This is a genomic window from Robiginitalea insularis (assembly GCF_052497835.1).
In genome coordinates this window covers 2,265,028-2,277,731 of the sequence record NZ_CP199296.1, presented here as the reverse complement: position 1 = coordinate 2,277,731, position 12,704 = coordinate 2,265,028, and the positions used below count along the sequence as shown (strand labels likewise).

The window sequence follows — 12,704 nt, the reverse complement described above, 5'->3', positions numbered from 1 at the left end:
TTATCTGAATCCGAAATGCGCGCCCACTGTAAAGGTATTGAAGGCTGCGAGGGTATAATCTGCGTGCAGGCGGAAAAATCCAACCTTTAGCTTGGTTCCTACCGTGGCAGAAGCGCCGCTGGTTTTCTTTGAGATGGAAAAAGGATCCTCATAGGTGGTCTGGAAAGGGCCTGAAGTAACCGTATAAGTACCCAGCACATCCGTTTCAGACTTTCCGCTGATGTAGCCCAGGGCCCCGTAAAAGTTGATTACCGGCAATTTAGTGGCTACAATGGCCTGAAAATTCCAGGCATTGAAGCGGTTTTCGATACGCTGGTTATCACCGTCAATGAAATTAGTATTCGTAAAATTATAGTCCCCGTTCAGGCGGGTATAGCCTATAAATCCGGAAATAGCAACCGGAAGGAGCTTGTCTGCAGGCAGATGGGAGGTAAAATCATGCAATACTCCAAATCCATATAGACTGACTGCCACCTCATCTGTTTTGATTTTGGGCAGAAAACGGACCTTTACCTCTGTTCCCTTGATAAGCCCAACAGATCCCTGAATGAAACCGGCCGGAATGAAATTGAGATCCTCTGAGGCCAGTCCGCTGGGTAATTCAAAACTTTCTGAAAACAAGCCGTTTTCATCTTCTATAACCACGTTGATCCCCTGAATATCCCCAAGAGCAGTGGCAACAGTTTTAGAAGGACTCCCATCTTCAAATCGAAGGCTCTCATAATCGGCAATATCCATTACAAAGGATTTTTTATCGTCCTTATTTTTAAAGGAAGAAATGGATCCTACAATAGAAATTTCGAAGCCCCCAAGAGGTTTTGCTTCACCTGTATTGATCCAGGATCCTGCGAGGCTGTAAAGTACGCCTTCTGATATGGGTGAAAGGTAATCCGTGGTGAAGCGCTCCGCGTCATCCACCCCGGCTGCAAGGAGGTCATTGATGTTGGATTGGGACCAGGCAGATGATACCGCACAAAGCATTCCCAATGCTACAAATAGTTTCTTCATGATTGTGTTATTTTTTATAAAACTAAAAAACCCCGGTAGCTTGCCGGGGTTTTTGTTGTGAATTTCCGCTTTTTATACGTCAATATTCGCATAAACGGCATTTCGCTCAATAAATTCCCTACGGGGAGGCACCTCATCTCCCATAAGCATGCTGAAGATCCTGTCGGATTCCGTTGCATTGTCTATGGTTACCTGCCTGAGGGTTCGGTTCTCCGGGTTCATGGTGGTTTCCCAGAGTTGTTCCGCATTCATTTCCCCAAGACCTTTGTAACGTTGGATACTTACCCCGCCGCTGTAGCTTTCGGCAATTTCATCCCGTTCCTTATCGTTCCAGGCATAGCGCTTTTTGTTCCCTTTCTTTACCAGGTAAAGCGGTGGCGTGGCAATATAGACATGCCCGTTTTCCACTAATTCCCTCATATAGCGGAAGAAGAAGGTCAGGATGAGCGTCTCTATATGGCTTCCATCCACATCCGCATCACACATTATGACCACTTTGTGGTATCGGAGTTTTTCAAGGTTGAGGGCTTTGCTGTCTTCTTCTGTACCAATGGTGACCCCCAGGGCTGTATAGATATTTTTGATCTCTTCATTTTCAAAGACCTTGTGCTGCATGGCCTTTTCCACATTGAGGATTTTCCCCCTCAGTGGGAGGATCGCCTGGAAATTCCGGTCTCGGCCCATCTTGGCCGTTCCGCCTGCCGAATCCCCCTCTACCAGGAAGATCTCACATCGCTCGGGGTCCTGATCGGAACAATCCGCCAGCTTCCCGGGCAGTCCGCCGCCGGCCATAGGGTTTTTCCTTTGAACCATTTCGCGGGCCTTGGCTGCCGCATGCCTGGCCTGTGCAGCCAGGATTACCTTCTGAACGATAAGTTTTGCATCGTCAGGATGCTCTTCCAGGTAGTTGGTAAGCATCTCAGAAACCGCCTGGCTTACGGCTGCAGATACTTCCCGGTTTCCCAGCTTAGTTTTGGTCTGCCCTTCAAACTGGGGTTCCGCAACTTTAACCGAGACGATAGCTGTAAGTCCTTCCCGGAAATCATCCCCGGAAACCTCAAACTTCACCTTATCCAGCATACCGGAATTATCTGCATACTTTTTTAAGGTGGTGGTTAGCCCCCTCCTGAAACCTGACAAATGCGTACCCCCTTCGTGGGTGTTGATATTGTTTACATAAGAATGCAGGTTCTCGGTATAGGAATTGTTATAGACCATGGCAACTTCCACCGGAATGTCATTCTTCTCGCCTTCCATGGCAATCACCTCCTTGATAAGGGGTTCCCGGTTCCCATCGAGGAAACGGATAAACTCCTTAAGACCCTCTTCAGAACTGAACTCTTCAGAGATAAATTCCCCGTCCTTTTCCTTGTGCCGACGGTCGGTGATTCTGATTTTGATCCCCTTGTTCAGGTAGGCCAGTTCCCGCATCCGGTTGGCAAGGGTATCATAACTGAATTCTATGGTCTGGGTAAAGATCAATTCATCCGGATGGAAGGTAACGACAGTCCCGTTCTTATCAGATGTCCCTATGCTTTTTACAGGATACAGGCTTTTTCCCCTTTCGTATTCCTGCTCCCAAATTTTACCATCCCGGTGCACAGTGGCTTTCAGATGGTTCGAAAGGGCATTTACAACAGATACCCCTACCCCGTGCAATCCACCGGATACTTTGTAGGAATCTTTGTCAAATTTCCCTCCGGCGCCGATTTTGGTCATCACCACCTCCAGGGCGGAAACGCCTTCTTTCTTATGCAAATCCACAGGGATTCCCCTCCCGTTGTCCTCAACGGTTATGGAGTTGTCTTCATTTATAGTTACGGAAATAGTGTCGCAATGCCCGCCCATGGCTTCGTCAATGGAGTTATCCACCACCTCGTAGACCAGATGGTGCAGCCCCCTGACTCCCACGTCTCCAATGTACATGGAGGGACGCATTCGCACATGTTCAATACCTTCCAGCGCCTGAATACTATCGGCCGAATATTTTTTGCTTTTTAGTTCTTCGCTCATCGTTCGTTTTGAGTTGTGTTTGCCTGTAATTATGCAATCCTACAAATATAGCAAATACCCCCGCATTTACTGGGTTTTAGCTGAATTTCGACCAGGGAAGTTATCAACAAAAATTGTGGAAAAACATGAAGGAATGCACAGTTTTGGAGCCATAAAAAAAGTGCCGGTTTTAACGGCACTTTTTTAGGTCTCATTCAAGGGCATTTCAGGCCGGCACATACCGGTATTTGCCCATTTATCCTTTATTTGACATAAGCATCGCTGTGGACCCTGGAAACTGCCCTTCCCGAGGGGTCGTTCATATTGCGAAAAGCTTCATCCCATTCCAGGGCAATCCTGGTACTACAGGCAACAGAGGGTTCCTGTGGCACGCTCAGGGCTGCTGCATCGCTGGGGAAATGGCCCTCAAAAATGCTGCGGTAATAGTACTCCTCTTTGGAAGTGGGGGTTTGAATGGGAAAACGGAAACGGGCATTTGCCAGTTGCTCATCGCTTACCTCTGCAGCCACCAATTCCTTTAAGGTATCAATCCAGCTATAACCCACCCCATCCGAAAACTGTTCTTTTTGCCTCCAGGCAACACTCTCCGGAAGATATTCTTCAAAGGCCTTGCGCAGCACCCATTTCTCCATCCGCTCCCCGTTGATCATTTTATCTTTGGGGTTGATGCGCATGGCCACATCCATAAATTCCTTATCCAGAAAGGGCACCCTTCCTTCTATTCCCCAGGCTGCAAGGGATTTGTTGGCACGCAGGCAATCGTACATGTGCAGCTTATCCAGTTTGCGCACGGTTTCTTCATGAAAATCAAGGGGTCCGGGGGCTTTGTGAAAATAAAGATAGCCCCCGAAGAGTTCGTCGGCCCCTTCTCCGGACAGTACCATTTTGATCCCCATGGATTTGATCACCCGGGCCATCAGATACATTGGGGTAGAAGCGCGTATGGTGGTAATATCATAGGTCTCCAGTTGATAAATAACATCCCGCAGCGCATCCAGGCCCTCCTGTATGGTAAATTTGATTTCGTGATGCACCGTCCCGATATGATCCGCAACCTTTCGGGCCGCCGCGAGGTCCGGGGACCCCTCCAGCCCAACGGAAAAGGAATGCAACTGTGGCCACCAAGCATCGGTGGTATCATCAGATTCAATACGCATCTTGGCATATTTTTTGGCAATGGCCGAGGTAATGGAAGAATCCAGGCCACCAGACAACAAAACTCCATAGGGGACATCGGACATCAACTGCCGATGTACCGCCGCTTCCAGGGCTTCTCGCAGGGCGCTTATATCCGTTTCGTTTTCCGCAACCGCTTCATATTCCTGCCAGTCCCTTTTGTACCAGCGAATAAAACCTTCATCCGCCCGGCGCATGTAATGCCCCGGGGGAAAGAGTTCAATACGGGTGCAATGCCCTTCCAAAGCCTTTAATTCAGAGGCGACATAAAAGGTCCCGTTTTTATCCCAGCCGATATATAACGGGATGATTCCCATATGGTCCCTGGCGATAAAATATTCATCCCGGGTGCTATCGTATATGGCAAAACCAAAAATCCCGTTGAGCTCGTCCAGGAAGGCAGTACCTTTCTCCTGATACAGGGCCAGGATCACTTCGCAATCCGATTCGGTCTTAAAAGAATATTTACCCTCAAACTGCTTTCGCAATTGCCGGTGGTTGTAGATCTCTCCGTTGGCAGCCAGAATGAGTTGACCATCAGGACTGACAAGAGGCTGCTTGCCCGAAGCCGGGTCTACTATAGCCAGCCGTTCGTGGGTCAGGATTGCCTTATCCGAGTTGTATATTCCACTCCAGTCCGGACCACGATGCCTTATTTTACGAGACATCTCCAGCATTTGCGGCCTGAGTCCCTCGGCCGGTTCCTTAAGTTCAAAAGCACAAACAATTCCGCACATAACATTTAATTATATCATTATGAAGGCAAATATGTGTATAATATTACTATATATAAATATATAATGATTATATGATTGTTATTTATAACTTAATAATAACATATTATACCATTATGTAATAATTAAAACCGGTTTAATACGTATTCGGATCAAACTGTAAGTTGTCCAAATTTTAACGACTTTTTAGAAAAAGACTCCACAAAAAGACCGTAGTTTTAACAAATCAAAAATTTTACCATGAAAAACATCTTAACACTATCATTCATCGCCCTTGCAATGATTTTTACCACCAATACCCAGGCACAGGAATTCAGCGGCCTGGATAAAAGTCCTCTTGATATTGCTTCATTCCCCAGCAGCTACAGGGTATCAGACAAAGCAGTCCGCATTACTTACAGTCGCCCTCAGTTAAAAGGAAGGGCTATGGCTGATCTGGCACCTGAGGGACAGGTATGGCGAACCGGAGCCAATGAAGCGCCGGAGATCGTATTCTACAAAGACGTAAATTTTGGAGGGAAAAATATTCCGGCAGGAACCTATTCCCTGTTTACTATCCCCGGACGTTCCGAATGGACCGTAATCCTCAATAAAAATATAAACCAGTGGGGCGCCTATTCCTACGATGAGGGAGCTGATGTTGCCCGGGTAAGTGTACCTGTGAACGACGATGCCGAATCCCTTGAGGCTTTTTCCATCGCCTTTAAAGAAGTAGCAGATGGCGTACACATGATAATGGGATGGGACAAAACACGTGTTGCAGTACCTATCACCATGTAAGCCATCGTTTTATCTAACAATACAAAAGCAGCCTGCGGGCTGCTTTTTTGTTTCCGGTATAGAGGTTAAGGGACTTATCACTCCTCTTCTGTGATGGGACTTCGCCCGATCAGGAACTCCACCCTCCTGTTGCGCCGGCGCAGTTCGGCCGTGGTATTCGGGAACAAAGGCTGCCCGGCACCGTATCCTTTCCATTGGATGCGTTGGGGCTCCAGCCCTATTTTTTGCAGAAACCCGGCCACCTCCAGACAACGCAGTTCAGATAAGCGTTGATTATAATCTGCATTGCCCCAGTTGTCCGTATGACCGGTTAAGGAAAGGGTAAGGCTGGAATCCTGACTCAGGAATTCATAGAGGTTACGGAGTTCACTTTCCCCGGACTGGCTCAGGCGATGCGTATCAAACTCAAACAGCAGCGAATTGAAAACCTGGGTGCTGTCCAGGGAATACGTTTTAACTTCCCTGGCTAAGGGGTCGGTCCCGGCGACAGCCCTGCCGCCTCCCGTTGGCTGCAGGCTGAAATGGTCAATATAATAGTAGGCCCCCCGGCTTGCGTTTTTTGTTCGTTTGGTAGTTCGCGTTTTTTTATTGGTCTTAAAATTTCCGATGGACAGGTGTCGCTCAAACCCCTTGGCAATAAAGGTCGTTTTGACCTGCAGCCATTCTTCTGTGTCATTGACATAAGTGGGATAGGCCACCTCCAGGTAGTGGTATTCATTTTCCGGGATGCTGTACCAATGTTTTTTGGAAAGGGTCTTACGGGTGAGGAAATCAAGAGGTTCCAGAGAAAAGAGCAGCCCGAATTCGCGCAGGGCATAATCGGATCGTTCCGCCAGGCTTACCCAGAATGTAAGTTCGTATTCCGCCCCTTCCGTCAGGTCGGACAACAGACGGGTCTGCAGGTACTCCCGATAATCTTCCGGGGCATAGCCATAAAACCCGGCATATCCGGCACCTTCTATAGCCGGTTGCTCTCCGTTGAAATTTTCGGGTGTTCCCATGGGCCCGCTGCAGTTGTGAAAATAATCAGTGGTTCCCATCGTTGGGGTATTCCATTCGGAAACATCCCTTTCAAAATTTCCGAGCTGGGAAGGACACTCTATTAGGGTCTCAAAACCCGGATTGGGAATCAGGTTCTGTGCGTTTGACGAAAAAATTGAACACATAGAACCCAGCGTCCACAGAAAACAATATCTGGAATAGGCTGTTTGCATATCTCTGTTGCCTGATCGCAAGCAATACAAACTTAAGAAAAACAGCCTCCGAACCCCTTAGCCGGCGATAAAAGGCCAAAAAAATGGTACAGACGGATCTAAAATCAAAGGTCAAACTTATAACTGATCCCGGCCAGGGCCTGGAAACCCTGCACCCTGAAATTTGCCCAGCGCTGATAGGAATTATTAGCGATGTTGCTAAAACGGGCAAAGACCGAAAGCTGCGTATTTAAATGGTAGCCTACATGGGCATTGGCATCAAAAAAGGCATCCAGGCTGCGGATCACAAAGGGAAACTCCTCAGGGCTGAGCCCCACCTGGGCAACGGCCTGGTAATCTTCCCGCTGCCCCACATAAAACAGGTTCGCCCCCATATACCACTGTTCCCCTATCTGGTAATCCAGAAAGAGAGAGCCTTCAATATCCGGCAGGTTCCAGGCCGGGTTGTCCGTTTCGGTATCGTAATCATAAATGGCTGCATTAAGCCCCAGGCTGAAGTTCCGGTTAAAAGAAAACTCCAGTTCCCCAAAAACCCCCAGGGTTTTCAGATCGTCATAAAAAAGCCGGAATGAATTCCCGTAATTGTATCCCTTCTCGTCTGTCCTTGACTCATTAACAGGGTTCAGATAGAACAGCGGACGAAAATTTTCAGCTGTATATGATCCTTTCAGATTATAACTCAGGTTGGGGCTGAGCTGGCCCCGGAGGCCTGCATAGGCCTCATACTGGCGGTCTGTTGGCATAACCATCAGAGTGGGGGAAACATAAGGGTTCTCATGGCTGAAGTCGTAATAGCTGTTTTGCCGGAGTTCCCCTTCTACCCCTCCGTAGACAATAGCCATCTCTTCAAGCAGGGAATAAGAAGCCCGGACCACCGGATAGATATAAAAGTTATTTTCCTCGTTCTCCGCGTCAAGGCCATAAACCAGGCGGGCCCCCAACTGAATCTTCAAATCATCCCGCAGCAACAACAGGCTGGGATGCACTCCTGCCTGGAACTGCCGGTAAGCAATTGGCGTATTATTCTGCAGGTTATTGAGGTCGGCATTTTCAAAGCTGCCGTCTACATAGTCCAGTTTAAGCCCCAGGGAAAAGGTCTCTTCCGTTATGGGAAACTCAAGTTTGGGATTTACAATCAACCTGTTTTCTGCGGATTGTACCCCATCCCAAAAGCGTCGTGCCAGTAGCGTGGCCTCTTTGAGATATGCATCCTCAAAGCTCAGTTGTCCCTCCAGCTGGGCATTGAAGTAATCCTGAGATTCATCAATGGCGGAAATGGTTGCCTCATCGAAGCCGATATCAGGAAGGCCGTACCAGTTGTATCGCCTGTGTTCCAATCCACCTCCTATACTCCACTGCATGTCCCGGTCCCTTTTGGAATAGGTCAGGTCCAGACCCGTATTGTAAAAATCGGTATCCAGCACCGTATTGTCTATCTCCCCTCTGGAAGAATGGTGATTCAGGCCTACATCCAGGCGTTGTGCCCCGCGATCAAAGCCTTTACTGCTGTAAAAATCCAGCAGGGCGTTGTTGTAATTACCCAGGCCAACGGCTGCATAACTGTTGAAGATTTTTTCCGGGGCTACCTTTTTAACACTGGCCGCACTCCCCTTGGCGGGGGTAAAGGTTGAAGCCACAGGCACTGAGAAAATGCTATAGCGAATGGGCTTTTTCTGAAGGATAATGGAATCATTCAGGCTGGGCAGTGTTTTTATTTTGAAGGCATCCGACACTGAAGGCGTATATGGGCGTACCACGGTTACTGTTTCTGTACCCAGTTCGTCATCCTGCGCAGTTGCCACAAAGACCATCAGCAGTGCCGTGCCGAGGAGTCCTTTTTTTAATGCAGATATCTTTCTAATTCTCATCTTAATTCTCGTTTGGGTTAACAGACGAATTGCGCTCTGCCTCTTTTAACTTGATCCGATTCAGGACCTCTTTGGCCTCATCTGTAATTTCCGGGTAGGCGGTGAAATTCGAAATCACGTTTTCCAGGATGTAGGTTGCCTGAAAAGCATCTTCCAGGTCAGCAAAATTCCGGGCCATCAGGATCAGGCCTTTTCCGCCCCACTTTTTGTAGGCTGAAAAGTCTTTGGCAAGGCGCTGAACTGCAGTATTAGACCCTTCAAAATCCCCATCCTGTCGCTTGAAATACGCACTGTAATAAAGGGCCTCGGCTGCAACTTCTCCGGTCCCCGTTTCGAGCACTTCATTATAAGCCCCCCGGGCACGTTCAAAATCTTCCAATTCCATGGCCGACCGGGCAATCATGATGCGGGCGTCGCTCCTGATACGGTTATCGAGGGCCGGACTGCCGAGAACCTTTTCGGCATAGGCCAGGGTTTTCTGATATTCCTTCCTGCCAAAATAACCTTTCATCAGGTTGGATTGTGCAAAGGTTCGGTTCTGCGGGATGTCAGCCGTATTTTCGAGCCGCTCCAGGTAAGGCATTGCCTGGCGGTAGTCATCCCTGGATATCAGGATCTCGCACACACGCGTAAGGGCCTGCTCCGCCGTTTCCCCCTGCCCCGTATCTGCGGCGTATTTAAAGTGGGGCAAGGCCTTTTCCGCTTCTCCTTCTGCAAACTGTATTTGTGCCAGTTTAAAATGCACTTCTGTACTGTGGATGCCCCCCGGGAATTGCTGCAGATATTTTTCAAAGCCGCGGGCAGCAGCACCTTTGTTTCCTTCAACCCATTGTTTTTCGGCCGCCTCATAGCTGGCCAGTTCCAGTTCCTGATCGCTCACTTCCACAAAATCGAGGCTGCGGACCCAGGTGGCGTACTGATCTACCTGCCCTAAATCCATATAGATCAGCTTGGCAGTGGCCACGGCCTGAACCGCATCCGCGGTATTGGGGTATTTGGCTGCAACTTCCTTAAAGACCTTCAGGGCTTCCTGGTTGCGATTGCTGTTGTAATAAATGAGACCTTTCCGCATCAGTGCCGAGGGCAGCAGGGAGCTCATTCGGTATTCCCGCTGCAATTGATCGTAAGCGGCAATAGCCTGCTGTTCCTGCCCGGCCTGCACATATGAATTCCCCAGTTCAAAAAGGGCATCATCCTTAAGGGTAGACCTGGAGTAGCGGTTTATAAAATCCTTTAAGGCCTGTATTTTCTCATTGCCCCTGGACAAAAATCCCAAAGACATGGCCTTCTGGTAGGCAGCATAGTCCTGCTCCGGACTATTGGCCCGCAAGGCTTTATCATAGGCAGCTATTGCCTGTTGATAGGAACTACTCACAAAATAACTGTCGCCAAGGCGCATCCAGCTATCCGTTTTGGCCTCGCCGGAAGGGCCGGATTCTGTAAACTTTTTAAAATAAGCGATGGCATTGGAATAATCCTTCAGCTTGAAATACGTATAAGCCAACTGGTAATCCAGGCTTTCAAAAACCTCCAGATTGCGGGCCCCGGGAAACTGTTGCGCCTGTACATATTCGGTAAGCGCCAATTCAAAATCATTAAGCGCATAAGCGGTTTCAGCCTTCCAGTAATGGGCCCTGGCTTTAAACAACTGATCGTCTCCCCTAGTCAGGGACTTGCTGAAAACCTCCTGAGCGGCAGGGTAATCTTCCTCCAGAAAGAGCTCCAGGCCCCTGTAAAAAGCAACTTTTTGATAGGTTGTATTACTGGCGAATCCCTTATTGGCTTCCAGCAATTCCATAGCGCCTTCAAAGTTTCGGGAGGTTATATAGGAATCTACCAGCAGCTCCTGTATCTCCTGTTGGTGTTCATCTTTGGGATAGCGTTCCAGGTAGCTGCTCAGTACCTGGGGAACCGGCTCATAGGCATTTCCTATTTCATAGCTAAGCCGGGCGTAGTTGAGCAAGGCATCTTTGCTGATTTCGGCATTGAATTCCATCTGCGAAGCATTGCGAAACGCATTGAGCGCTTCCTGTTTCTTCTCCAGCTTCAGGTAACATTCCGCCAGATGGTAATAGGCATTCTGGGCCACGTCATTCTGCCCGTTTATAATCTTATTGAATTGCTGTATGGCATTGGCAAAGTCTTCTTGCTTATAGTAGGCATAGCCCAGCTGATAATAGTCTGTATTGCTCCATTTTCCCCTTTTGCCTTTGTAGTCTTCCAGGTAAGGGATGGCATTGCTGTATTGGCCCAGGTTAAAATAGCTTTCCCCGATAATCTTGTTTAATTCAGATACTTCCCGCCGGTCCGATTTGGGCAACTGGTTTTTGGCCTGCGCAATGGCCTCTTCAAAATTTCCCAGTTTGAAATTCATGTCTGCCTGGTAGTAAGAGAGTTTCTCCTCCAGCACCTCCTGGTCAGTTATCTGATCAAAGCGCTCATTGGCCTGCTCGTAATCATCCTGCTGATAAGCGATATAACCCAGATAGTATTTGGCCTGGGAGCCATAGAGTGGCGAGTTGCTTACCCGGTTCAGGTAACGTTTGGCCTCCTCGGGTTTACGGGAGGAAAACAGGGCATACCCCATGTTAAAATCGAATCGGGCCCGGTCTTTTCTGGAAAGAGAGCTTTGGTCTACCTTCCCGTACCACTTCATGGCGTAGGGGTAACGGCCATTTTCAAAATAATAATCGGCAACATCCATAAAGGCGGAATTCCGCTTTACGGATGTAGGGTAGCGTTCCACAAAATCTTCCATCAGCCGGTCTGCCCCCAATTGGTTCAGCCTAACCGCGGCATTTGCAACATAGTAGGCGCTATTCGCTTTGGTTTCCTGGTCTGAACTCTGCTGCAAGACCTTCTCAAAAAGGGTCTGGGCTGCCTGGTACTGTTTGTTATTGTAAAGGGTAAGGGCGTCCTGATAGGTTTTCTGCTCGTGGGTGTACACAACGGATTCCTGTGCGTATCCTATACACAAGGTGCCGGCAATAGCCAGCAGGACGGTGAATTTCTTTCGCATAATGTTCTCTTGGCGTTGAAGAATAACCGAATTTCAATTAATAACGTCAAATGTGGCTGCCAAGTATGCAGCCCGTTGCGAATTAAGCTAAATTTATGACCTTATGCATTCCATTCCGGTGGAACTTATTACTTTTATATCAACAAAAAAGCTATGCCCGAACCCGTTCTGTCCCTAAAGGAAGTTGCAGTTTACCACCAGGAAAATATGGTGCTCAATGATATCAGCCTCGAAATTCAACAGGGTGAGTTTGTCTATCTGATCGGGAAAACCGGCAGCGGGAAAAGCAGCTTTATGAAGACCCTTTACGCCGATCTCCCACTTAAGGAGGGTAACGGGAGGATCGTAGGGTTCAGCCTCAGAACACTTCAGGAGAAGGATATCCCCTTTCTGCGAAGGAAGCTCGGGATCGTTTTCCAGGATTTTAAACTGCTGCCAGACCGGAATGTCAATAAAAACCTGGATTTTGTGCTTAGGGCAACCGGCTGGAAGGACCCGGAAAAAATTGAAAAAAGAATAAATGAAGTCCTGGACAAAGTAGGGATGAAAACCAAGGGATTTAAGTTCCCGCATGAATTATCCGGAGGTGAGCAGCAGCGTATTGCCATTGCCAGGGCATTGCTTAATGACCCTGAGCTGATTCTGGCAGATGAACCTACCGGAAACCTGGACCCGCAGACCAGTGTTGAAGTTATGAAGGTGTTACAGGAAATTAACAAGGCCGGCAGAAGTATCCTGATGGCCACACATGATTATGCACTGATCCTGAAATACCCCTCAAAAACACTGAAATGCGACGGGAACAAGGTATTTGAAGTGATTCAGAAGGCCGGTTAATCCTTTTGAGCTCCCCTTTCGGCCTGATGAAAATACATGAACTCCCTGTACTCTC

8 protein-coding genes are annotated in these 12,704 nt (G+C 48.3%); 2 read left to right on the top strand and 6 right to left on the bottom strand.

Features of this window, described 5'->3' with window-relative positions:
- The 3 genes from ACT6NV_RS10305 to asnB form a co-directional block, all read right to left on the bottom strand.
- The gene (locus ACT6NV_RS10305) at positions 1-1,008 is read right to left on the bottom strand and encodes a DUF6588 family protein (RefSeq protein ID WP_445384368.1); all 1,008 of its coding nucleotides are present in this window, start codon (positions 1,006-1,008) and stop codon (positions 1-3) included.
- A 72-nt stretch (positions 1,009-1,080) separates the two neighbouring features.
- Positions 1,081-3,021 (bottom strand): DNA topoisomerase (ATP-hydrolyzing) subunit B, encoded by a 1,941-nt coding sequence (gyrB, locus tag ACT6NV_RS10300; RefSeq protein WP_445384367.1) that lies wholly within the window; start codon positions 3,019-3,021, stop codon positions 1,081-1,083.
- A 242-nt stretch (positions 3,022-3,263) separates the two neighbouring features.
- Positions 3,264-4,934, bottom strand: coding sequence for an asparagine synthase B (asnB, locus tag ACT6NV_RS10295; RefSeq protein ID WP_445384366.1), 1,671 nt, complete (start codon positions 4,932-4,934; stop codon positions 3,264-3,266).
- A gap of 237 nt (positions 4,935-5,171) precedes the next feature.
- On the opposite strand from asnB, the gene ACT6NV_RS10290 reads away from it, so the two are divergent.
- The gene (locus tag ACT6NV_RS10290; protein WP_445384365.1) at positions 5,172-5,711 is read left to right on the top strand and encodes a DUF2911 domain-containing protein; all 540 of its coding nucleotides are present in this window, start codon (positions 5,172-5,174) and stop codon (positions 5,709-5,711) included.
- Positions 5,712-5,788: 77 nt separating this feature from the next.
- Here ACT6NV_RS10290 and ACT6NV_RS10285 read toward each other — a convergent pair whose 3' ends face one another.
- The 3 genes from ACT6NV_RS10285 to ACT6NV_RS10275 all read right to left on the bottom strand — a co-directional run bounded on the left by ACT6NV_RS10285 (position 5,789) and on the right by ACT6NV_RS10275 (position 11,812).
- Positions 5,789-6,877, bottom strand: a complete 1,089-nt coding sequence (locus ACT6NV_RS10285; protein ID WP_445384364.1) for an OmpA family protein — start codon at positions 6,875-6,877, stop codon at positions 5,789-5,791.
- Between the two features lie 152 nt (positions 6,878-7,029).
- A complete protein-coding gene (locus ACT6NV_RS10280; RefSeq protein WP_445384363.1) occupies positions 7,030-8,793 on the bottom strand; it encodes a TonB-dependent receptor in 1,764 nt (587 codons plus the stop codon).
- Between the two features lies 1 nt (position 8,794).
- On the bottom strand, positions 8,795-11,812 hold the full coding sequence (locus tag ACT6NV_RS10275) for a tetratricopeptide repeat protein (RefSeq protein WP_445384362.1): 3,018 nt from the start codon (positions 11,810-11,812) through the stop codon (positions 8,795-8,797).
- A 153-nt stretch (positions 11,813-11,965) separates the two neighbouring features.
- Between ACT6NV_RS10275 and ACT6NV_RS10270 the strand changes: the two genes are divergently transcribed.
- Positions 11,966-12,649 (top strand): cell division ATP-binding protein FtsE, encoded by a 684-nt coding sequence (locus ACT6NV_RS10270; protein ID WP_445384361.1) that lies wholly within the window; start codon positions 11,966-11,968, stop codon positions 12,647-12,649.
- The last annotated feature ends 55 nt before the right edge of the window (positions 12,650-12,704 follow it).